Below are 21,088 nucleotides of genomic sequence, written 5' to 3' on the forward strand. Positions count from 1 at the left end.
TGCTGGCGGTGCGGCTGCTCCTGCCGCCGCCGCACCGCCAGCATCACCACCACCCCGCCCACCACAGCGATCAGTGCCGCCGCCAGCCACAGCCAGGGATTCCACTGCTCCTCGCACATCTCGCCGGTCCCGGACCTCGTGCACACCGTCCCCGGCCCGGACCGGTTCAGATACGCGACGTACAGCAGCGGCGCACTCAGCCCCGAGACGATTCCCGGCAGCCCGCGCTCCGAGCCCTTCAGCCTGACCAGCAGCAGAGCCAACCCCGCCGCAACCGGCAGTACGAACAGCCCGATTGACAGCACCGTGAGCAGCGCCAGCGCGAAACCCGCGCCCACCACCGCCCAGGCGGCGAAGAACCCCCAGCCCCGCCGGGTGGTCTCGGCCGTGCGGAACGCGTTCATCCGTGCCTCCTGATTCCCCCGGGCACCCTGAGTCGTAGGATGCACCGGTCCATCCACACGGGGAGATGCCATGACTGACATCAGCATAGAAACGACCCGCGTCCGCGCCGCCGCTGCCGACACCGAGGCCCTCTCGCGCCAGGTGATGGCGCGCCTCGCCCGCTCCCTCGACACCAGCGACGAGGTGTACGGGGCCCATTACGGAAACGGCTGGCAGAGCCCGGTCCAGCTCAAAGTGTGCGCCCGGAAATGGGAGGAGCACATGGTCGGACTCGCCAAAAAAATGGGCGACTTGAGTGCCCGCCTGCGCGACTCGGCCGACGGCTACGACGCAGCCGACGCCGAAGCGGACTCCCGGCTGCGCTCCGGCCTCGATGATCTCGGGAAGGCCTGACCATGGTGGCGTACCCAGGCATCGACCACGCACGCCCCGGCCTCTGGCACACCGCGTCCGAGGAGTGGCACCACCTCGCCAAGTACGGCCTGGACGCGGCGAAGGACCTCCGTGAGTACGGCACGAAGCCCCTTGCCGACAACTGGACCGATGCCGTCGGGGCCGCGGCCAAGGACGACTTCGAGAAGCTGGCGAACCAGCTGGAGGCGGCGTACGACATCCTCCTCGCCGTCCACATGGTCGCGGACGGCATGACCACCACCATCGAGACCGCCCGGTCCACCCTGCGCGAGGCCGTCGAACTGGCCGGCCGCTACGGCCTGACGATCGCCGACGACGGCACGGTCACCGCCCCACCCCCGCACAACCGCATGGAGGCCGAGGAGATCGGTCCGTACCGCACCCAGGTCCAGGACCTCGTGGACCAGGCGATCGAACAGGTCACCACCGCCGACGAGTTGGCGGCAGCCGAGTTCCAGAGGCTGGCGAACCAGACGGACGTCACGGACCCCGAGAAGGCCCTCAACGACCTCCAGACGCACGCCTCGCAGACCGAGATGAAGATGCTCGCCGCCGACATCCCGGTCGGCAAGAGCCCCACCACGGTCGCCAACTGGTGGAACGGTCTCACCCCCGAGCAGCGCCGGCAGATGCAGCTCGCCGAGCCCGTCGCGCTCGCCGAGCTCGACGGGATCCCTGCGGACGTACGCAAGGACCTGCGCGGCAACGGCAAGTACGACCGCGTGGAGATGGTGAAGTACGCCCTCGACAACTGGGACAAGGACGACCCCACCGACTTCGGCAACAACTGCACCAACTTCGTCTCCAACGCCCTGCACCACGCGGGCATGAAGGAGAAGACCTCCTTCTGGGAGGGCACGTCGGACGACGACTCCTGGATGATCGGCAACCGCACCGGCATCGACAGCGTCGACAAGCGCCTGGCCTACTCCGACAGTTGGGCCGCCGCCGAGAACCAGCAGAACTTCATGCTGAAGCACGGCGGCGAGGAGGTCCCGCGCACGGGCGTGAAGCCGGGCGACATCCTCTACTACGAGCAGCAGGGCCCCGGTTCGTCGAACGAGCAGGGCAACACCCACCACGCCGCGATCGTCACCGCCGTGATGCCGGACGGTGAGATCAAGTACACCCAGCACTCGGACGCGAAGCAGAACGTCAGCCTGGAAGGCCGTCTCCCCGCCACGGAGAAGGGCGAAGGACAGCAGAACGTTCGGATCGTCCGACCCGACCCGGACTGGTACTGAGCCCGATGACAATGCCGACGACCCACGCCCCGGCCGCCCCGTCCCGCCAGGGGGCGTACCTCCTCGTGCCTCTCCTGGTGGCGGTCTCGGTCGCCCTCCTGGTGGCGTACGGCACCTTCGACGGCGACACGTTCCAGCACTGCAAGTACCTCGGGCCCTCGACGCGTATGTACGCCACAGCCTGGGCGTCCCCGCTCTGTGCCCTGGCGGCGGGCGCGCTCGTCCTCGCCCGGCGCGGCGGCCCGCGCTCCTGGCACCGCACGTTCGCGACGTGCGTGGCCTGCCTGATCCCGGTCCTGCTGCTGGTCCAGGCGTTCGTGCTGTACGACGTGTACGCGCCCGATCCCTCCGGCGGCAACGACTGCAGCGGACTCGGGGCGGTGCTCGCCCTCCGGCCCTGAGCGGCCAGACTGATCCCATGGAGACCACCCCCACCACGTACGGCCGCCTCCGCATCGAGCGCCAGGACCTCGCCCCGGCGCGCTGGCTGGAGAAGCCGTCGGCGGAGACCGGCGAAAGCTTCTTCACGCCGGTCAGCGTGTGCGCCCCGGGCTTCCCGGCGTACGCGCGCATCCTGCACCCCGCGGAGCTGGCGGGGCGGCCCGTACGGTGGGACGAGGTGGCCTCCGCGTACGACGGCCGCACGGTGACGGGCGCCACCCGCTGGCACGAACTGATCGGCCTCGGGCACCGCTTCGACCTCGACAACCGGGACCTTAGCCGCCCCGGCGTCTGGGACCACCCTCCCAAGGAGGGCCCGACGCCGGCCGCCCTGGCCCACGCGATGATCCCCGTCCTGGCCCGGCACACCCGCACCCCGGACCGCTGCTGGTTCGGGCTCTGGGCGGGCTACGGGCAGTACGACTGGACCGGCGTCCCTGTCTTCGAGACCCCCGGGCGCGAGGAGATCCTGCTTGCCGGCCGCCTGTCCGACGCTGCGTCCCCGGCCGAGGCCGGCGAGGCGGACCCCGACTGCCCCTGGCCCGATGAACTCCCCGACCTGTGGTGGCCCGAGGACCGCGCCTGGTGCGTGGGCGGCGACACCGATCTGTTCAGTACGTACGTCGGAGGCTCGGAGTCCTGCATCGCCGAACTCCTGGCCACCCCGGGCCTGGAGGCCCACCGGGCAGAGCAGACGGACCCGCTCGACTGACTACCGGCTGTTGAGGTCGCCTGATCGAGCCGTCTCGGGGTGCCGGTAGGAACCGTGTCACCAGCCGCAGCACAGCATGTAGTTGTCGATCGTGTTCCTGGAGACGCCGAGCAGCTTCGCGATCGAGGTGACGGTGTTCTCCGGGCGGGCGGCCGAGTCGGGCGCCGCGGGCACGAGCGGCGTCCAGCCCGGCATGCCGATCACTGGCGTCGGCAGTCTTCGCCTGTTCGCCAGTTCGCGGTGGCGGCGGCAATCACGGTGCCCAGCCTGTCCCGGGCGCCCACCAGATCGCCGATACGGCTGTCGATGCGATCCCGTTCCGCCGAAAGCCGGTCGATCAGCTCTGGCGTGGCCTCACCGTTCACGACACACGGCAGCAGCTCCGCGATCGACTTGCTCGGCAGCCCGGCGGCGTACAACTGCTGGATCAGCCGGACACGGTCGACCGCGCTGTCCGGGTACTGCCGCTGGCCGCTGGGGCTGCGTTCCGAGGCGAGCAGGTTCTGTTCCTCGTAGTAGCGCAGCGCCCGAACGCTGACGCCTGTCCTGGTGGCGAGTTCGCCGATACGCATCATGTCTCTCCGATGTGAGGCGGACCACACTTCTTGCCTCTGACGTTAGCGTCAGGTTTTAGCGTATCTCGTGACGGCACACCCCCTCCGACAAGGCTGAAGGATGCGACCGTGACCAGCTTGTTCGACAGCTTCCCCATCGGAAATGCGAAGGAATATCTGCCCATGACCGCATCGGACGCGGCGGCCACGGACGTGGCCATCACCGCCCCCGCCCCCATCGTCTCGGTGAAGCCGGTAGTGCTGGAAGCACCGGGCCGCGGTGAAGGCCTGCGGGTGAGAATTTCCGCGCCGACAACCGGGAGCGAACTGCCGGTCATCGTCTTCTCGCACGGTTTCGGGTCGTCGTCGAACGGCTACGGTCCGCTGGCCGACTTCTGGGCTGCTCACGGTTTCGTGGTGATTCAGCCCACCCATCTCGACTCCAGGACCGTGGGACTTCCCCAGGACGATCCCCGCACACCACGGCTCTGGCGCTTCCGTGTCCAGGACATGCAGCGCATCCTTGACCAGCTTGATCTGCTGGAGGCCGCTGTTCCCGGTCTCGGCGGGCGCCTGGACCGAAGCCGCATCGCCGCAGCAGGACACTCCTTCGGCGGCCAGTCGGCGGGCAATCTGCTGGGCCTGCGCGTCCTCGATCCGGTGAGCAAGAATGCAGAGGACCTGTCCGACTCGCGGATCAAGGCGGGCGTGCTGCTTGCCACGGCCGGCAGGGGCGGAGCCGACCTGACTCCCTTCGCGGCCGAGAACCTTCCGTGGTTGAAGGGACCGGACTTCGGGCACATGACCACGCCGACCCTCGTGGTCGCAGGGGACAAGGACGAGGTACCGCTGTCCGTCAGAGGGCCGGAGTGGCTCACCGACCCGTACCACCTGAGCCCGGGGCGCAAGAGCCTGCTCACTCTGTTCGGGGCGGAGCACTCCCTCGGTGGAATCGCCGGCTACGAAGCCCGGGAGACGACGGACGAGAACCCCGGGCGGGTGGCCCTGATCCAACGGGTCACCTGGGCCTACCTCCGCCACGCACTCGGCATCGAGGACACCAGCTGGACGGCAGCGCAGAAGGCTTTGTCGGAGAGCGTCGCCCCCATGGGGCGGATCGAATCCAAGTGAAGACGGCTTCGTGGCCACGGCGCCGGTGCATCAGCCGGCGTCGCGGTACGCCGATGGAGAGCACCCGACCGCGCGCCTGAACCGAGTGGAGAAGTAGAGCGGGTCCTTGTACCCGACCTGCCGCGCGACGTCCCGTACAGGGAGCTCCGACATTCTCAGGAGCCGGCACGCCACATCCATACGGCGTTCCTCGACGTGGGCCATGACGCTCGTCCCGAACTGGGCGGTGAACAGCCGGGAGAACCGTGACTCCGACAGTCCGGCGACACGGGCGAGCGAGCGGACGGTGTGCGGGTCGGCCAGGCAGGTGGTCAGGTGCTCCAGCACACCGAGCAGTCGCGGGTCCATCCGCTCGCCGCGGGGATTCTGGGTGGCGCACCACAACAGCGCCTCCTCCACGGCGTTGACCCCGAAGAGCACGGAGTTCGCCACCCCACTGCCGCTCAGGGACACGGCTCTCGTCAGCGCGGCTGCGACGCGGTCGGCGAGGGGGCCGGGCAGAGACACACGTCCCACACCGGGCGCGGCCTGCGGCCAGTCGAGCAGAACAAGCCACTCGGGGCGCGGGCAAACGTGGGCCCAGAGCAGCAGCCACTCGCCCACCCCGGCGTCGGTCCCGTAGTCGTGCGGTGTGCCGGGCGCGATGGCGACGAAGGAACTCCGGCCGGCGTGCACGTCGACCGCTCCCTCGATCCTGATCCGGCCGAGCCCCTGGCACGTGAACAGGAGCAGCCAGTCCCCCGTGCCGCCCTGACGCACGGTCCGGTAATCGGGGCCCGCGGCCAGCCGTCCTGCGACGACCCGGTTGTCGGGCGTGGCGACGAGTTCCGGACGCGTGCGCGCCCGGCGCACCGCGGCAGAATCTTCCATGTGAAGTCCTCGAAGTCCGATTCCCGCACGGGGGGCCGGTGAACACGATAGAGGGCATGACACTCAGCACAGCACCGGCGTCACAACGGTCCGAGCGCTACGCCGCGGAAGGCGTGGTCCAGGTCGAGGGCCTGCTCAGCCCCTCCGAGGTCGAGGCGATCCGCTCGGCGTACATGGATCAGGTCATACGTGACCGTGACAGCCTGTCGGCACACGACGTCCTGGCCGATGACGACGTCCTGGCCCGCTTCCCGCGCCTCATGCAGCCGCATCGCCGCCCCGGCCTGGAGGCCGGATCGATCGCCCGCCGGCTGATGACCGACCGGCGCATCCTGGACATCGTCACCGGACTCATCGGACCGGCGTTCGGTGCGCAGTCGATGTTCTACTTCAAGCCGCCCGCCGCGCGCGGCCAGGCGCTGCACCAGGACAACTACTTCCTTCGTGCCCACCCGGAAACGTGTATCGCCGCGTGGATCGCGATCGACGACTGCGACGCCGCCAACGGCGCGCTGTCCGTCGTCCCCGGCTCGCACACCATGGAGGTGGTGTGTCCTGAAACAGCCGATACCGAGGAGTCGTTCACCACCGGGCTGGTACGCCCGCCGGCGGGCACGGCGGTCGTGCAGACCGAGATGCGCGCGGGCGATGTCCTGTTCTTCCACGGCAGCACGGTGCACGGCTCGCTGCCCAACACGACGGAGGACCGCTTCCGGCGGTCGCTGATCTTCCACTACGTTCCGCAGGCCTCCGTGGAGATCGCCCAGTGGTATCTGCCGCTGGTCGCTCCGGACGGCTCCGACGTCGACCTCCCGGCGGCGATCGGCGGCGGCCCGTGCGGCGACGCCTGACCCACTGGACGCGTACAGCACCTGATCATGGTCCGGTGAGATCGACCCGCACGCTCGTCAGGTCGTTCCCGAGCGCCCGGACCGCGGCGCTGTTGAGCCGGGGCAGGCTCCGGAGGCGGGCGCGGGCATCGTCCTGAGGGACCAGGTGCGCGGTCCCGGTGTGCCACCGCCCCTTGATGCGGACCCTGACCTGGGGCTGAGCCAGGATGTTCCGTACGTACTGGGACCGCTCCCCGTACTCCGAGACGAACCAGAACTCCTGCCCGACGCGGCTCCCGCCGACAGGTGTGCGCCGCGGCAGCCCGGACGTGCGCCCGGTGGTCTCCAGAAGGGTCTGCACGGGCAGCCGCCGGAGGAGCGGATTGGCGATACGCCGCTGAAAGGCCGTGACGGCCCGGAACTTGACCTCGTGGTAGCGCGACATGTGGTGCTCCTCTTCGGTGGACTGCCCATCATGCGGGCTGAGATCGTCACTCCCACGAAGAACAGCCCGACACATGACCTGCTTCCGGAGGCGAATGGCGTGAGCTACGACCTGAAGGCCGTGATCGCCGAACGCGGGCTTCTCACGGCGGCCGCCGCGACGATCGCGGGCGCGCGGATCACACCGCTGCGCTGTGGTCTCGCCGTGATGCCCATGACGGACGACCTGTTCGCGGTGGTCGGTACGCCGAAGGGAGACTGCGTGCCGGGCTTCTGGCGACTGCCGGCCGGATTCGACGAGGTCCTCTCCAGCTGGTCGAAGGCCGGACCTGTGGCCTTCGTCGAGAGCGAGTACTTCGGAGGCGTCGGCGAGGAGAACGCGGCGGTGTGGTCCGCCGGGCAACTGGCTCTCGGACCGCTCCACATGACGGAGGACGACGCCGAACCTGCCACCGGAACCCCGGTCGTCCGGGCGCTGCACGCGCTAGGGATCCGAGCCTCGGCCTCGGAGGACGAATTCCAGGTCGCCGGACTCGGCGAGCACCGCAACTGGGAGGACCGGCCGGCTGTGTGAGGTCCTGCGCGCCCCGCTTCCTCAACCACCGGCGCACACGCCGACAGCACCCGAGTCTGTCCGAAAGATCGTGGATCATCTTTTGCAGCACGCCCCTGGCCAGCCGGTCAGTTGCTACTGAACTTGAACTCGTGATGTCGGCTGGCCTCCGCTGGCGACCAGGTTCCTTGGTCGATGCTTGATCCCTACCAGGCAGGGCGTGGGTCCTGGCGCTCGGTTGAGAAACCAGTCGGCACGGCCGCTTCTACTCCCCACAGGAGGCCAGGGTTGGGCGGGAACTCATCAGTGGTTGGCGCTGGAGGGTGCAGGCGCCTATGTCCAGGGAGCGGCACCTCGGCCAGTACGCCATTGCGCATCATCCAAAGGCCGAAGCAGTCGTCCTCCTCGTCATGGATCAGCACTTGCACGCTCGTGGGGTTCGGCCACGCCAGGGACTCCAAGTGCCGAAGCAGACCTGACCGGGGACGCACATGGTCGAACTCGATCATCCACCCGCCAACAAAGGTTTCGAGCGGCTCGAAGTGGCCCGACCAGCTGCGCGAGTCATCCGGCAGTGTCAGTGGCTCCATCACGTCGTACGCGTACGGGGCCAGCACGATGACCTGCGCGATTCTGCTCATGCCGAAGTATCAGCGCGCCACGTGGGTCAGTGGCAATCGAATTCCAAGGTGCGGCTGAGGTACCCCGCCGATCATCCGTTGAGGGTCAGGCCAGTGGCCGCCAGGCAGCCGTCGATGGTCTCTGGCCGGTACTGCAGCATCTTGAGTTTGCGTTTCACGGCGCGGGTTACCTGGCGGAGGTCGGCGGCGGCGAGGTTGCCGATGCCGCATTTGACCAGCGGCCAGACGCCCTCCTGCGGGTTGAGGTCCGGAGCGTAGGTCGGTAGCTGGAACACCGTGAGCCAGGCGGCGTTGGCCTCGAAGAACTCCCGCAGCGGCGCGACCAGGTGCGTGCGCAAGTTGTCCCACACCAGGACGATCGGGCCGCCGAGCTGGATGTGGGCGCGGATGATCAGGTCGCGGTAGTCCTTCCAGCCGAAGCCCTTCGGTTCGTCCTTGCGGCCCCGGTACTCGCGGATCGCGTAGATCAGGCGGGACTGCTCGCCGGGCTTGTAGCAGGTCATGCCTGCCATGGAGACGCGGCCCGAGCCGCGTCCGCGCACTCGGACCACCGGGGTGATCCCCTGGCGGCCCCAGGTTCTGGCACGCGGCGGCGTCATCGACTGGCCGGCCTCGTCCTCGAAGACCACCCAGGCGTTGTTCACCGCCGCGGTGCTCTTACCCGCGGCCAGACCTCCCGCCGCCACATCTCCACCGCGTCTTCGTCACGCTCGATCGCGCGCCGGGCGGGCTGCTGCCAGGACCAGCCGTGCCGCCGCAGCAACCGCCACGTACCCTCCACCGTGTACGAGATGTGGAACAGGCGGCCAATCAGCGTCTTCACCCGGGCCAGCGTCCACCGCTGGTCAGCCCACCCGTGTGCCAGCGGTCCGCAGTCCAACTCCCTCTTCAGCCGGTGCATCTGCGCGTCTGACAGGCGCGGCTGGCCAGGCGATCCCTTCGACGCCACCCCGGCCAGGCCATCCTCGCGCCACTGTCGTCGCCAGCGTTCCACCGACCGCCCCGCGACTCGCAACGCCGCGGCGACCTCCCGGTTCTTCTCGCCAGCCTCGAAGCTGGCCACGGCCTGGAGCCGGACCCGCTCTCGCCCGGCCCTCTCGGCGTCGGTCAACCCGCCGCCCTGCGGATATCTCACCCCACCAGGACTACCGAAGCCACCCGCACACTGTCCGGCGAACAGCCCGACATCACCCGATCAAGTTCAGTAGCTGCAACGTCGAAACGTGATCTTCCGGGAGACTCAGCAGCGACTCTGCCGGTGTTGTTGCCAAAGCTGTGCGGAAGTGACCAAGTTCTTCGTCCAGTCGTCGGGGTTGGCGCCCGCGATCTCAGTCCAGAGGTTGGTGCTGGCGTGGGCGAATGTATCCACTGCGCGGGGCGGCGCTGATGTCCACGCGAGCAGTTGCCCGGCCAGTTCCTCTGCTTCGGCTGGTGTGTGGCCTGCTGCGATGAGCCAGATGATCCAGTGGGCGGGGTCGAGCCAGGCGGCGCCGCGGGTGGCCCAGCCCCAGTCGACGAGGTGTGCGCGGTCGTCGGTGATGAGGACGTTGTGGTTGTTCCAGTCAGTGTGGAGAAGCGTGTCCCCTGCGAAGGCGTCCGCTTCGGCGGGGTCGGCGACGTAGTGCGCCAGGCGTTGTTCGGCGTGGCGGAGTTCGATGTCCGGGCACGGGAGGGAGGCGAGTTCTCGGAGCGCGTCGGTGACTTTGGGCAGGTCGGGGGAGCCTGGCGAGTAGTCGGCGTGGTGCCCCTCGATGGTCTCGAAGCCGAGGACGTTCCAGCCGTCGGAGATCACGTGGAAAAGCAGGCGTGGGGCGAGCGGGGTGACGTACGGGTTGATGTCTGCCTCACGTTGCTGCGTCCAGACCCAGCGGTGGTCGGCGCGCAGGCCCTTGAGGAAGACGACTCCGCCGGCGGTGTGTGTGAGCGCAGAGAGGGAGCTGTTGAGACCGGTGCTGACGTTTTCGAAATTTAGGATCGGGCCGGTCTCGGCCTCGATGGCGGCGCGAGCGCCGGAGGGGAGTTCGTCGAAGGTGATGGGGGGTGCGGACATGGTGGTCAGGTTTCCAGATCTGCGCGCCAACAGGGGCTTCCGGCGCGACGCACGGCCGGAAGCCCCTTGGCTGGATGGTTAGTTGTAGGGGTTGTCGTCACCGCAGCCGGACGCGGTGGCTGTGGCGAAGGCGTCCAGGTCTTCGATGAGGACGATCTCGTCGTCGGGCTCGGTCGGCGGGTGGATGGGGGCGATCTCGACTGCTACGGCGGTCATGGTTCAGCTCCTTGTGGTCGCGTGCTGGCAGTACCTGTCCAGTGGTGCCTTCGCCTCCTGGTAGACCTTGGCCAGCGGCCGGCAGACCCGGCAGGTGCCGGAGAGCTGGCAGCCGGTGCAGCCACCGGTGCGAAGCATGAGGGAGTCGGCGATGCCGCCGAGGCGGCTCAGGCCCTCGACTCCCGTGGTGATGAGAGGGATTGCGTCCTCGCGGCCGACCTTGCAGATGGACGCCATGCCGTGCGGGTTGACGTGGAAGAAGGTGTGGCCCGCGTTGCAGCCGTTGAAGGGCTCGCGGTCGGCGAGGTAATCGGGGGCCTGGCTGGCGAGGGTTTCGGCTCCGCCGTAGATGGTCGGCGACATGTGGGTGTACTCGCGGTACGGCAGTCCGTAGCGGTCGGCGAAGGCGCGCATCAGGTCGGCTTCGTGGGCGTTGTTCCGCGTGATGATCAAGGCCAGGTCGAGGGGTAGTCCGGCTTCGTGGGCTGCGTCCAGTCCTCTGACGAACATGCGGTACGCGCCTCGGCGGCGGGTCAGGCCGTCGTAGGACTCCGCGGTGGCTCCGTACAGGCTGAGAGTGATCCGGTTCGGCCTCAGGCGCGTAAGCAGGGCGAGATTCTTCGGGGCGGCAAGTCGGGAGCCATTGGTGAGGATTTCGACCATCATGCCCAGCTCGTACGCCAGCCGATACGTCCCGGCGAACAGCTTGTCGATCATCGGCTCACCGCCCGTCAGTTGGAGCCAGAGCACTCCGGCGTCCCGGATGACGTGAAGCAGGCGTTCGCGCTGAGGCCAGTCGAGGCCGGCGAATTGCTTCAGACCGAGGTAGCAGTGCTCGCAGTCGTAGTTGCAGCCGAGATTCAGTTCGTACGAGGCGCGCCCGTAGCCGTAAGCGGAGCGGGTGCGGACCAGGACGGTCTCCCCGAGGCGTCGGCCGCCCAGGTCAATTTCCCAAGCGAGCCGGGCCACGTCGGCCAGCCACCCAGGCACTGCTGAAGTGCGCGGCGCAGCGCGCAGGTCCTCGTAACGCTGGGCAGGAAGGCGTGCCGCCTTTGGGCTGCCCGGCCGTACGAGAAGGTGGTGGTCGAAGTAGGGGGCGGCGATCAGCTCGTGCATGAGGTCTCGTCCTCCTTCGGGGTGCCGAGGGACAGGCGGGCCCAGACGGTCTTGCCGACCGGGTGGCGGTCGTGGTGGCCGATCTCCTCGGCGAGGGCGGCGACGAGCAGCAGTCCCCGGCCACCTTCGTCGTCCTCTCCTGCCGCGATGGAGTGGGGCGGAGTGCGGGTGGCGTCGGAGACCTCGACCAGGCAGTGCGGTCCGTCGGCGGTCAGCCGGACTTCGAAGAGGTGCCCTCGTCTGTTGCCGTGCTCGACGGCATTGGCGGAGAGCTCGTCGCAGACGAGGACCACCCGGTCGATGTCCTCCTGGCCGTATCCCCAGCTCGTGAGTGCCTTGGCGGCGAGGCTGCGGGCCAAGGGCACGCATTTGCGTACCGGGTTGAACTGCATCTGCCACCGCAACGGGGCGGTCTGTCGGTCGTGCGGCGTCATCGTGTGCATCGCGTCCCCTCGTCGCGGGCGGTCTGTGGAATACGAGTGCACCGCTGCGGCGATCACAGAAGCAGGTCACGATGATTACCCAACGTGGATAGTCTCTTCAGGAGTTGGTCCCACATCAGTCCGCCCGAACGGGCGAGTGAGGGGGGCGAGTGACACGCTCACAGGTCCACCTGGCCCTGCCGGTCGAACTGCTGGCCAGTGGGGAGTGGCAGGAGGCATGCCGCAGCCGGGATTTCGCCCGCATCTTTCGGCTGGTCAAAATCAAGGCTGGCATCTACCCGTCGCGGATCGCGGCACTGTGCGGAATGACGCCGAGCAGAGTCGGCGAGATCATGGCCGGACGGCGTGGCCTCGCACACATCGACGTAATCGAACGCGTCGCCGACGGCCTGCGCATCCCCGGGGCCATGCTTGGCCTCGCCCACCGGTCCTGGGAGATTCCCGCTCCGGCCCGTACGGAGGAGAGGCTGCCCGCCCCTGCACCTCCGGAACGGGAGCCCCAACAGGTCGAACCCGCCGAGGACTTGGACGACCTGCTCGCCCTGGTCGACGGCCAGGTCACCCGCTCCACCCTCACCGCCCTGCGCTCCTCCGTCGAGGACTACTGGCGGCGCGACAACGAACACGGCGGTGCGACCTTGCGGCCCGCTGTCGTCGGTCACCTGCGCTACGTCAGCCGCCTCCTGGATTCTGCCGAAGGTGGCTTGCGGCTTGATCTCTTGGCCATTGCAGCCGAGTTGGCGCGCCTCTCCGGGTGGGCCTACTTCGACGCCCGCCAGTACAGCACCGCCCGCACCTATTTCACCCAGGCCCTCAAGCTGTCCCACGGGCACGGTGACCGCTTGTTCATGGCCAATGTGCTGTCCTGCATGAGCCTGCTTGCCACTTACGACGGCAACCTGAACGACGCCGTCACCCTGGTCTGTCGTGCTCAGGACGCGGCGCGTGCCGCTGGCGAACAACCCCTCGTCATGTCGATGCTTCACCTGCGCGAAGCGTTCGCCCAAGCTGCTCTTCGCGACGCCCGCTCCTGCCACCAGGCAGTGGAACGATCACGGGACCAGTACGAACACGTACGCGGTCGTGAGGCCGAGGCGCCGTCCTGGGTGCGCTACTTCGACGAGACCAAGCTCCTCGTCGACACCGGCATCGCCTACGCCCGTCTCGGCGAGGCGGCCCGCGCCGAGCCTCTCATCGCCGAGGGGCTGCGACGGGAAAAGACGGACCAGCACAGGGGCCGGGCCTTGCACGCCTTCTGGCTGGCCAGCACGCAGCTTCAGCAGGGGAAGCTCGATCAGGCGTGCACCAGCGCCGGACTTGCCCTGGACCTGACAGCGGCTATCGACTCCCCACGCGTGAGCGGCCACGTCCAGGAACTTCACCGTCAGATGCTGCCGTACGCCCGCGAGGCTCCCGTCCTTGTCTTCGAGCAGCGTATGCGCGAGGCCCTCGGCTGAGCTCCTACGCGCCGCCGGTCCCCTCGTCGAGCAGCAGATACAGCAGGCCTACCAGGCTGCCGCTGCTGACCACTTCGCGGCGGTCGATCATGCCCCGGATCTCCGAGATCGGGATCCATTCGATCCGGTCGGACTCGTTCAGCTCGGTCGGCGGGCCTGCGTACGAGGCGGCCTCCGCGCGGAAGACGAAGTGCTCGGAGTCGGTGATGCCGTTCGCGGGCTGTGCGTACACCAGCGGCTTGACGCCCTCGACCCGCCAGCCGGTCTCCTCCTCGACCTCGCGGGCGGCGGCCTGCTCGGGGGTTTCGTCGGCCTCGATGAGACCCATCGGGAGCTCCCAGCCCCAGGTGTCGGTGATGAACCGGTGCCGCCACATCATCAGTACGCGCTTCTGGTCATCGACCACGGCGGCCACGGCCAGGTGCCGCATTCGGACCACGTGGTGTTCCCACCGGCGCCCGTCGGGCTGCTGGACGTCCACGAGCCACAGATTGACCCACGGGTTGCTGTAGATCTGCCGCTCGCCATGGACCGTCCACTGCATGAGCCCAACTCCCTCGCCTTGGTGAGGAGTCCAGCATGTCACTTCGACGAGAATCCGTCCGGCGGTCACCTGCCGACCAAAACGCCGACAGCACCCGGCTTCGCGCGAATGCCGGGTGCTGTCGGGGTGTTCAGGGCCTCGTGAGACCGAAGAAGGTCAGGCCTTCTTCGTCTCCAAGTAATCGGCAAGGTCAGTGACCTGCAGCGATTTCCGCTGCAGGTCACTGACCTGGTCTTTTCTTGATTGCTGCCGATGGTCGTGATCGGGTGTCTTGCGGACTCTGCGCGGACTGAGACAAGGCACCAGGGAACGTCGGGGGCCGAGGTCCGGCTCTACTGGCTGCTCACCTGTTTTGGTTGAGTTCCATGGTGAAGCGTTCAGCCTTTTTGTGATGCCGCGGAGCGACGTGGTACTCCCGCGACGCCTCCCCGAAACCGACCGTCAGGCATCGGTCTTCGGAGCTGAACGTTGCAGAGGATCCTCGGCGTTCGCCTTCCCGGACTGTTCTCGCCATCGCGATCCCTGCCAACCCGATACAGAAGATGAACAGAAACCCGTCCCAATCAGGTTGACTGCCGTACAGAACTGCGGTGAAGGCCACAGGTACGAGTACGAGTGACCACGCGAACACTAAGACGCGATCGTAGGCGAGTTGAGTCCAGGACGTGGACGTCCGCGGAGTGTGCGGCCTTCGCGAAAGGAACCTGGCCAGGGCTCCAGTGAAGAGCGCCGTCGCGGCACCAAGCGTGAGCTGAACCGCGAATGGATACCTCCACCTCAATGACAGGAACAACAGTGCCCATGAGATCACTGGGACACCTACTCGCCAGGAGTAGGTCAGCATGAGTAGCTGCGGACGAGACGGTGCTGTCGCCATTTTTCGGTCCCCTTGTCCGGAGGCCGAGGGTGCTCGGAGGGGATCCGAGCGCACTCGGCCTGCAACGCGTTAGAGCCCTCTGCCGACTCTGCTGAGGATCGAGCCTGCGCCACCCCGCCGATGCCACCGAACACGGCGCCTCCGGCGCAGGCCTCGGCCAGGTCCTTGCCGTGACCTCCGTAGTACGCCTCGGATGTCATGCCGCCGATGCAGCCCCCTAGCGCGAAGCCCAGGTAGGGATTGCCCGTGATCACTGTCACGGTAATGCCGATGGCTGTGCCGAGCATCCCGCCCAGTACCTCGCCCCAGCCCCACAGGCCACTCGGGTCGATGCGGTTGACGGGGTCGTCTTCGGCGTAGAGGTAGGGGTTGGCCTCTTGGCCGGAGGGGTCGGGTTGGGTGAAGCGGCCGATGTTGGGGTCGTAGTAGCGGGCCCCGAGGTGGTAGATGCCGGTGGGGTCTTGCTGGCCGCCGGCGAACCGGTAGGGCTGGGTGATCTGTTCGCTGGTGGCTGCTCTGCTGACGCCACGGGGGCTGTAGGCGTAGGTGTTGACCTTCGTGCCCGCTTCGTCGGTCAGGCCGATGACGGAGCCGAGCGCGTCGGTGAGGTAGTAGTACGCCTTTCCGCCGGCGGTCATGGAGTTCAGGGTGCCCCCGGGTTCCCGGATGAATCCCATGTCTGCCCCGTCTGTTGTCTGGGCGGACAGGCCGATGGGGCCGTTGTGGAAGTCGGTGTCGCCGAGGCGGGTGCGCTCGCTGTTGTCGGTGGAGGCGTACTCGCCGGCGTAGGTTTTCCCGCCCACTGTCAGTGAGGTCTGCTGCGAGAAGTCTGACCAGGTTTCGGCGGTGCGGGTGCCTTCGGGGGTGGAGGCGCCTGCGGTTTCGTTGCCGTCCTTGTCGTAGGACCGGTTGGTGGTTGGGCTTTACCCCGCTACGTGGACACCTGCGAACTATGCAACCAAGTTCAGGCTACCTGAGTTGATCGAGCGCCGTTCGAATTCGACCGGGCTGATGTGACCGAGTGCGGAATGGCGGCGCCGGTTGTTGTACCAGGCCAGCTAGGAGAACACCGCCATGCGCGCCTCGGAATTCTCCAACCACCTCTCTCCGTAGAGGAGTTCGCGTTTGATGCTGGCGAAGAAGAATTCTGCCATCGCGTTGTCGTAACTGGAACCGACCCGGCCTATCGAGCGCCGTATCCCGTGCTTTCGGCAGGCCGAGGAAAAGGCCGCGGACGTGTATTGCGTGCCACGGGCGGAGTGAAATATTACGCCGTCCACGTTCCCGCCCCGGGTGGCGACGGCCGCCTCCAGCGCGTCGATGACCAGGTCGGCTCGCATGTGCTCGGCCATGGACCAGCCCACCACCCGACGCGAGTGGATATCGATGACTGTCGCCAGGTACATCCAGTCCTTCCTGACCGGGAGATACGTGATGTCGCCGCACCAGCGCACATTCGGCCGCGGCGCGCTGAAGTCCCGCTCCAGCAGATCCGGCGCTTTCGGTGCCCGAGCGTCCTGCACCGTGGTGCGCTTCCCCTTCCGCAGGTGACGCCCCGCAATTCCGGCCGCCCGCATGAGCCTGGCGACTCGCTTACGGTTCACCACCGGACCCGTCTCCCGCAGCTCACGGGTAATCCGCGGCACTCCGTACGCACCTCTCGTGGCCCCGTGAATGGCCCGGATCTGCTCGGTCAGTTCCGCCTCGGCCCGTGCCCGCTCGACGCGGGCCGGCTCCGCTTGGCGCCACCGGTAGAAACCCGAGCGCGAGACCCGGACAACCCTGCACAGCCGCTGTATGCCGTACTCCATGTGGTGGTCGGAGATGAACCGCCAGCGGCTGGTCATCGACTCATCTCCTTCGCGAAATACTGGGCCGCCTTGCGAAGGATTTCCTTCTCCAACTCCAGCTCGCGGACCTGCTTCCGCAACCGCTTCAGCTCCTCGCGCTCGGCCGGCGTCACCGCTTCACCGTCCCCGCCGCCCGTACCACTGCGCGCTCGCAGGACCCACTTGCGCAACGACTCGGTGTTGATCCCGAGCTCCTTGGCCACCGAGTTGACCGACCGGCCACTGGACTCGACCAGCCCCACCGCGTCCCGCTTGAACTCTTCCGAATACCGGGTGACAGCCACCTGGACACCTCCTCGTCGGATCCCACGATCCGACCTTCAAGAGATATCCACATTTCGGGGCAAACCCCACACGGCGACTACACCCACCAGGTGTACCGCGCCGCCTGGGGGTCTATGAACGAGCGGTACTGGTTCGGCAAGGACGAGACCGCCAGGCGCAGGGCCGCCGTCATGGCCAAGTACGAGCCGGTGGGCATCCTCGACGGCGGCCGGCGCTTCGCACCGGGCTTCGCGACGGCCGGTTAGTTGAGAGCACGGCGCAGCGCCGTGATCACGTCCACCTCGGGGAAGACCCGTGGGATCTCCTGGGTGGCCTGGTCGATCAGAATCTCCAGGGTCTCGGGCGCTGCGTTGTGCATCAACTCGCGGAGGTACCTGTCCAGTTCGGCAGCTTCCTGAGGCAGGACCAGTTCGGCCGTCAGGGACAGGCCGTCAGTCTTGTACCGGCGGGGCGACAGGCCGACTTTCTCGGGGTGGACGCACACCGGCACTCCGGCGGCGGTGTAGCGATGACCGTCTCGGGGGTCGAACGGAAGGTCCTTTGATGGGCGTTCAGCCACATCGAACTCCCCGAGCGGAAAGTGGCGTGAGGGGCAGATGCCACACGCCCGGTGACCGTCGCCCGTGAGGAAAGCCTCGACCATGCGCCGAGCGTAGCGCGATCGCGGGAGTTGAAGGGGAGCCTCCAACTCCTGCTTGCGTCCTGTCAGAGCTCCGAGGCTGACGGCAGTCACGGTATCCAGAGGCCAACGAATTCTCTCCGCAGAGAGCAGACCGTCGGCCTCAGTAAGGAGGCCTCCGGTTCGTCTCTTCGCGAGCCTGTGGCGGGGTGCTTCGAGCGGGCCGCTCAGCGGCGACGGCCTGGTTCAGTCCTGTTCGGCTGCTGCTCAGCGGGCAGCGGGTGGATGGTCTGGGCTTCGGGCGCGGAGGGTGCGAGGGTCCTCAAGTTGCGGGCAGTCGCGGTATGGCGTCGCTTGTTCGGCTGGGCAGTGAGACGCCAGTTCAGGACCTTGGCAGGGGGATCCGCCTGCGCTGCGGGGCCCGTGGAGTCAGCTGCCGCTGTCCCTGACGTCGACGAGTGGGGCGAGCATGATCCGCAGCGGTTCGTTGTCCCCGAGGAAGCTCTTGATCGCCGCTTCCTCGTTGCGCCGACGGTCCAGGTGTTCCCAGGAGAGCGTGTGTCCGGCATGTGAGGCCAGCTGTTGCAGGAATGCCCGCTGGGCGCGGCCGTTGCCCTCGCGGAACGGGTGCAGTGCGTTGATGTCGCCGTAGAACTCGGCGAGTTCGTGTACGAAGTGCTGTTGTCCGAGGCCTCGGAGCAGATCGGCCGAGCGCAGCCGTCCGAAGACTTCGGAGGCGTACGAGTGCAGGTGGACGGCCGGGCAGAACGGGGTGTGCTTGGCGATGTCCACGGTCCGGAGCTTTCCCGCCCACGGATAGATGTCCCCGAAGACGCGTGCGTGGAAGCGGCAGAGGTGGTCCAGGTCGTACGCCCCCTCGATGGGACGTTCGCTCAGTTCCGTGAGCCGGATGTACGTGATGTCAGCCTCGGCTGCGGCAAGCATGGTGGCGTCCTCGATGCCGAGCAGGTTCTTCAAGGTGCCGTTCGGAAGAACGTAGGGGTCGGCCATCAGCCGTGGTGGTGGGAAGGGGTTCTGCTGTAGCGGCCTACGGCGCGGGCCACGATTTCGTCCGCAGTGGCTTCGCCACGGACGTACTCGGCGACGTCGCCCTCTGCCCCGGCCGAGGCCACGAGGCCTTCTGCCCGCAGTGATCCGGCTGCGGAAGCCGCAGCCGACTGCCGTCCGTATCGGCCGACCAGTCGTTCGTACATCTCCACCGAGAGCAGTACGGCCTGCGGTTTGCGATGGGCACCGATCAGCACGGGCTCGGCCTCGGTGCCGGCTGCGGAGAGCTCGGCGAGGAGGCGTGACAGCCCGGTGCGGGCGTCGCTCACGGTGACGACTTCGGGGATGTCCATGGAAACAGTGTACGTGAATTCGGTACAGGAACCTGTACAAGTTCTGATCGGGTCGCCGGCTCGAGGTCGTACCAACGCCGACAGCACCCGGCTTCGCGCGAACGCCGGGTGCTGTCGGGGTGTTCAGTGCCTCGTGAGGCCGAAGAAGGTCAGGCCTTCTTCGTCTCCCAGAAGATCCGGTCGATCTCGGCGATGAGCTCGAGAGCCTTCTCGCCGGTCTTCGGGTCCGTCGACGCCTTGGCGGCCGAGAGGGCCTTCAGGGTGTCGTTGACCAGCTGGTGCAGCTCCGGGTACTTCTCGAAGTGCGGGGGCTTGAAGTAGTCGCTCCAGAGCACCGAGACGTGGTGCTTGGCAAGCTCCGCGCGCTGCTCCTTGATGACAACGGCGCGCGCCTGGAAGTGCGCGTCGTCGTTGGCGGCCATCTTCTCCTGCACGGCCTTGACCGACTCGGCCTCGATACGGGCCTGGGCCGGGTCGTACACGCCGCAGGGCAGGTCGCAGTGCGCGCTGACCTTGACCTTGGGGGCAAACAGGCGGGAAAGCATCTGGCTGTCCTTCCTCGTGATCGTCTTCTCAGGTGGGACATTACTCCGTGGGAGTGCCGTTTTCGCGAGTGCCCCCTAGGGCTTAGGACAAAAGTCCGGGGTCATTATGGGACTCGTGGAGGAACGGACATGGTGCGTACCGGGAGGTGCCGGGTGACGGATCTGGAGCGGGAGCCACGAGTGCCGCTGGGGATCGCCGAGGTGGTGGGGCCCTCCATGGTCCCCACGCTGCGCCACGGCGACCAGGTGCTGGTGCACTACGGGGCGCCGTTGCGGCCGGGAGACGTGACGGTGCTGCGGCATCCGCTGCAGCAGGATCTGCTGATCGTGAAGCGGCTGATCGAGCGGCGCGAGGACGGCGGCTGGTGGGTGCTCGGCGACAGTCCTGCCGAGAACGCCCTGGACAGCAGAGTGTTCGGGACCGTGCCCGAGGAGCTGGTGCTCGGGCGGGTGCGCGGGCGCTACCGGCCGGTGGAGGCCGGGCGCCGGCGGTCGGTGGGTGTGGTGCTGGGGTGGCTCTATCAGTCCGTACGGCCTGTGCTGTCGGACCGTGACGTCTCCAGGCGCTTGCGCGCACGGTAGGCGGCGACATTGGCGCGGGTCGCGCAGCGGTCCGAGCAGTAGCGGCGCGAGCGGTTGGTCGAGGTGTCGAGGTAGGCGTTGCGGCACGGCGCTGCCTCGCACAGGCCCAGGCGGTCGACTCCGTACTCGGTGAGGTGGAAGGCCAGGCCCATCGAGGCGATCGCGGCATAGCCGGCCGTGACGTTGGAGGGGTGGTCGGCCAGGTGCATGTGCCAGTCCGGGCTGCCGTCCTCCTTGGGGGTGTCGTGGCCGGAGATCTGCGGGGAGACCGGGAACTCCAGGAGGAGTGAGTTCAGGAGGTCCACGGCCAGGGTCTGGTCCCCGCCGTCGGCCGCCTCGAAGACGGAGCGGAGCCGGCCCCGTACCGAACGGAAGCGGGTGACGTCGCCGTCCGTGGCCCGCCGGGCGGCCTGGGCGTTGGTGCCGAAGAGCTCGCGGATCGCCTCGACGGAGGTGAGGGAGTCCTTGTTGCGGGCCGGCTCCTCGGTGTTGACCAGACGCACGGCGTAGTCCGAGTAATAGGCCAGTTCCACTTGTAGTCCTTACGGGGGCAGTCTAGGGTCTGTCGTGGAGGTCGGTCGTAACAGGCTATATGGCTTCCAGGGTATTACATGCAGCGTATTACGGATGGGGAGGTTCGTGGTGACGGAAACAGCGACGGGTACGGACTGGGCGGGCTGGCAGCGGAGCTGGGACCGCCAGCAGGAGGCCTACATGCCCGACCGTGAGGAGCGGTTCCGGGTGATGCTGGACATGGTCGAGGCGCTGGTGGGACCCGAGCCGCGCGTGCTGGACCTCGCGTGCGGTACGGGAAGTATTACGGACCGGGTGCTCCGCAGGTTCCCGGACGCCGTGTCCACGGGCGTCGACCTCGACCCCGCTCTGCTGACGATCGCGGAGGGGT

General features: G+C 67.7%; 28 protein-coding genes and 2 pseudogenes. 11 read left to right on the top strand and 19 right to left on the bottom strand.

Going from position 1 to position 21,088, the window contains the following annotated elements; translation table 11 throughout:
• Positions 1–404: hypothetical protein (locus J0695_RS08830; RefSeq protein WP_206961322.1), on the bottom strand; the 404-nt coding region annotated here is incomplete at its 3' end.
• 70 nt (positions 405–474) lie between these two features.
• Between J0695_RS08830 and J0695_RS08835 the strand changes: the two genes are divergently transcribed.
• The 4 genes from J0695_RS08835 to J0695_RS08850 are packed head-to-tail and all read left to right on the top strand — an operon-like array spanning position 475 to position 3,216.
• Complete coding sequence (locus tag J0695_RS08835) at positions 475–798, top strand: type VII secretion target (protein ID WP_206961323.1); 324 nt, start codon at positions 475–477, stop codon at positions 796–798.
• Between the two features lie 2 nt (positions 799–800).
• Positions 801–2,063, top strand: a complete 1,263-nt coding sequence (locus J0695_RS08840; protein WP_206961324.1) for an amidase domain-containing protein — start codon at positions 801–803, stop codon at positions 2,061–2,063.
• Positions 2,064–2,068: 5 nt separating this feature from the next.
• Positions 2,069–2,464, top strand: a complete 396-nt coding sequence (locus J0695_RS08845) for a hypothetical protein (RefSeq protein ID WP_206961325.1) — start codon at positions 2,069–2,071, stop codon at positions 2,462–2,464.
• A 17-nt stretch (positions 2,465–2,481) separates the two neighbouring features.
• Entirely contained in the window at positions 2,482–3,216 is a 735-nt protein-coding gene (locus tag J0695_RS08850; protein ID WP_206961326.1) for a hypothetical protein, read from the top strand.
• 57 nt (positions 3,217–3,273) lie between these two features.
• Here the strand turns inward: J0695_RS08850 and J0695_RS08855 are convergent, their stop codons facing one another.
• Both J0695_RS08855 and J0695_RS08860 read right to left on the bottom strand, forming a co-directional pair.
• On the bottom strand, positions 3,274–3,411 hold the full coding sequence (locus J0695_RS08855; protein ID WP_242552397.1) for a helix-turn-helix domain-containing protein: 138 nt from the start codon (positions 3,409–3,411) through the stop codon (positions 3,274–3,276).
• 5 nt (positions 3,412–3,416) lie between these two features.
• Complete coding sequence (locus J0695_RS08860) at positions 3,417–3,788, bottom strand: MerR family transcriptional regulator (protein WP_206961327.1); 372 nt, start codon at positions 3,786–3,788, stop codon at positions 3,417–3,419.
• Positions 3,789–3,953: 165 nt separating this feature from the next.
• Between J0695_RS08860 and J0695_RS08865 the strand changes: the two genes are divergently transcribed.
• Positions 3,954–4,901, top strand: a complete 948-nt coding sequence (locus J0695_RS08865) for an alpha/beta hydrolase family protein (RefSeq protein ID WP_206961347.1) — start codon at positions 3,954–3,956, stop codon at positions 4,899–4,901.
• Positions 4,902–4,931: 30 nt separating this feature from the next.
• Here J0695_RS08865 and J0695_RS08870 read toward each other — a convergent pair whose 3' ends face one another.
• Entirely contained in the window at positions 4,932–5,771 is an 840-nt protein-coding gene (locus J0695_RS08870) for a helix-turn-helix domain-containing protein (RefSeq protein ID WP_206961328.1), read from the bottom strand.
• A 56-nt stretch (positions 5,772–5,827) separates the two neighbouring features.
• Between J0695_RS08870 and J0695_RS08875 the strand changes: the two genes are divergently transcribed.
• On the top strand, positions 5,828–6,622 hold the full coding sequence (locus J0695_RS08875) for a phytanoyl-CoA dioxygenase family protein (protein ID WP_206961329.1): 795 nt from the start codon (positions 5,828–5,830) through the stop codon (positions 6,620–6,622).
• A gap of 25 nt (positions 6,623–6,647) precedes the next feature.
• On the opposite strand, the gene J0695_RS08880 is transcribed toward J0695_RS08875, so the two are convergent.
• On the bottom strand, positions 6,648–7,046 hold the full coding sequence (locus J0695_RS08880; RefSeq protein ID WP_206961330.1) for a nitroreductase/quinone reductase family protein: 399 nt from the start codon (positions 7,044–7,046) through the stop codon (positions 6,648–6,650).
• Positions 7,047–7,145: 99 nt separating this feature from the next.
• On the opposite strand from J0695_RS08880, the gene J0695_RS08885 reads away from it, so the two are divergent.
• Positions 7,146–7,619, top strand: coding sequence for a hypothetical protein (locus J0695_RS08885; protein ID WP_206961331.1), 474 nt, complete (start codon positions 7,146–7,148; stop codon positions 7,617–7,619).
• Positions 7,620–7,804: 185 nt separating this feature from the next.
• Here the strand turns inward: J0695_RS08885 and J0695_RS08890 are convergent, their stop codons facing one another.
• From J0695_RS08890 to J0695_RS08920, 6 genes are all read right to left on the bottom strand, one after another.
• Positions 7,805–8,239 carry a hypothetical protein gene (locus tag J0695_RS08890; protein ID WP_206961332.1) on the bottom strand — a complete coding sequence of 145 codons (435 nt, stop codon included), beginning with the start codon at positions 8,237–8,239 and terminating at the stop codon, positions 7,805–7,807.
• Between the two features lie 71 nt (positions 8,240–8,310).
• Positions 8,311–9,374, bottom strand: a protein-coding gene (locus J0695_RS46255) for an IS630 family transposase (RefSeq protein WP_425573116.1) whose coding sequence is annotated in 2 segments (ribosomal slippage) — positions 8,311–8,927 and positions 8,927–9,374 — 1,065 coding nt in all. Because the reading frame shifts where the segments join, the coding sequence is not laid out codon by codon here.
• Positions 9,375–9,479: 105 nt separating this feature from the next.
• Entirely contained in the window at positions 9,480–10,289 is an 810-nt protein-coding gene (locus tag J0695_RS08905) for an aminoglycoside phosphotransferase (protein ID WP_206961334.1), read from the bottom strand.
• Positions 10,290–10,367: 78 nt separating this feature from the next.
• Positions 10,368–10,505 carry a hypothetical protein gene (locus J0695_RS08910; RefSeq protein WP_206961335.1) on the bottom strand — a complete coding sequence of 46 codons (138 nt, stop codon included), beginning with the start codon at positions 10,503–10,505 and terminating at the stop codon, positions 10,368–10,370.
• A 3-nt stretch (positions 10,506–10,508) separates the two neighbouring features.
• Complete coding sequence (locus J0695_RS08915) at positions 10,509–11,621, bottom strand: radical SAM protein (RefSeq protein WP_206961336.1); 1,113 nt, start codon at positions 11,619–11,621, stop codon at positions 10,509–10,511.
• Complete coding sequence (locus J0695_RS08920; RefSeq protein ID WP_206961337.1) at positions 11,609–12,064, bottom strand: ATP-binding protein; 456 nt, start codon at positions 12,062–12,064, stop codon at positions 11,609–11,611. The genes J0695_RS08915 and J0695_RS08920 overlap by 13 nt, the downstream gene beginning before the upstream one ends.
• Before the next feature lie 149 nt (positions 12,065–12,213).
• Between J0695_RS08920 and J0695_RS08925 the strand changes: the two genes are divergently transcribed.
• Positions 12,214–13,521 (top strand): NsdA family TPR-like regulatory protein, encoded by a 1,308-nt coding sequence (locus tag J0695_RS08925; RefSeq protein WP_206961338.1) that lies wholly within the window; start codon positions 12,214–12,216, stop codon positions 13,519–13,521.
• A gap of 4 nt (positions 13,522–13,525) precedes the next feature.
• On the opposite strand, the gene J0695_RS08930 is transcribed toward J0695_RS08925, so the two are convergent.
• The 3 genes and pseudogenes from J0695_RS08930 to J0695_RS08940 form a co-directional block, all read right to left on the bottom strand.
• Positions 13,526–14,065: an NUDIX hydrolase gene (locus tag J0695_RS08930; RefSeq protein ID WP_206961339.1), complete on the bottom strand. Its 540-nt coding sequence runs from the start codon at positions 14,063–14,065 to the stop codon at positions 13,526–13,528.
• A gap of 837 nt (positions 14,066–14,902) precedes the next feature.
• Positions 14,903–15,859: pseudogene (locus tag J0695_RS08935) on the bottom strand (RHS repeat-associated core domain-containing protein); the annotation flags it as partial.
• A gap of 33 nt (positions 15,860–15,892) precedes the next feature.
• A pseudogene (locus J0695_RS08940) lies at positions 15,893–17,076 on the bottom strand (IS3 family transposase).
• A gap of 114 nt (positions 17,077–17,190) precedes the next feature.
• Here J0695_RS08940 and J0695_RS45130 point away from each other — a divergent pair.
• On the top strand, positions 17,191–17,322 hold the full coding sequence (locus tag J0695_RS45130) for a hypothetical protein (RefSeq protein WP_277989960.1): 132 nt from the start codon (positions 17,191–17,193) through the stop codon (positions 17,320–17,322).
• Here J0695_RS45130 and J0695_RS08945 read toward each other — a convergent pair.
• From J0695_RS08945 to sodN, 4 genes are all read right to left on the bottom strand, one after another.
• Entirely contained in the window at positions 17,319–17,636 is a 318-nt protein-coding gene (locus tag J0695_RS08945; RefSeq protein ID WP_242552401.1) for a hypothetical protein, read from the bottom strand. The two genes, J0695_RS45130 and J0695_RS08945, sit on opposite strands and share 4 nt — an antisense overlap.
• Positions 17,637–18,125: 489 nt before the next feature.
• Positions 18,126–18,707, bottom strand: a complete 582-nt coding sequence (locus J0695_RS08950; RefSeq protein WP_206961341.1) for a Fic/DOC family protein — start codon at positions 18,705–18,707, stop codon at positions 18,126–18,128.
• The gene (locus tag J0695_RS08955) at positions 18,707–19,057 is read right to left on the bottom strand and encodes a type II toxin-antitoxin system Phd/YefM family antitoxin (RefSeq protein ID WP_206961342.1); all 351 of its coding nucleotides are present in this window, start codon (positions 19,055–19,057) and stop codon (positions 18,707–18,709) included. The genes J0695_RS08950 and J0695_RS08955 overlap by 1 nt, the downstream gene beginning before the upstream one ends.
• Before the next feature lie 149 nt (positions 19,058–19,206).
• Positions 19,207–19,602, bottom strand: coding sequence for a superoxide dismutase, Ni (gene sodN / locus J0695_RS08960; protein ID WP_206961343.1), 396 nt, complete (start codon positions 19,600–19,602; stop codon positions 19,207–19,209).
• A gap of 129 nt (positions 19,603–19,731) precedes the next feature.
• Between sodN and sodX the strand changes: the two genes are divergently transcribed.
• Positions 19,732–20,184 (top strand): nickel-type superoxide dismutase maturation protease, encoded by a 453-nt coding sequence (sodX, locus tag J0695_RS08965; RefSeq protein WP_206961344.1) that lies wholly within the window; start codon positions 19,732–19,734, stop codon positions 20,182–20,184.
• Here sodX and J0695_RS08970 read toward each other — a convergent pair.
• Positions 20,124–20,717: a CGNR zinc finger domain-containing protein gene (locus tag J0695_RS08970; RefSeq protein ID WP_206961345.1), complete on the bottom strand. Its 594-nt coding sequence runs from the start codon at positions 20,715–20,717 to the stop codon at positions 20,124–20,126. The genes sodX and J0695_RS08970 overlap by 61 nt on opposite strands.
• A gap of 94 nt (positions 20,718–20,811) precedes the next feature.
• On the opposite strand from J0695_RS08970, the gene J0695_RS08975 reads away from it, so the two are divergent.
• The coding region (locus tag J0695_RS08975; protein WP_206961346.1) for a class I SAM-dependent methyltransferase at positions 20,812–21,088 on the top strand (277 nt) is incomplete at its 3' end.

Source organism: Streptomyces beijiangensis, assembly GCF_017315755.1.
Taxonomy (GTDB): domain Bacteria; phylum Actinomycetota; class Actinomycetes; order Streptomycetales; family Streptomycetaceae; genus Streptomyces; species Streptomyces beijiangensis.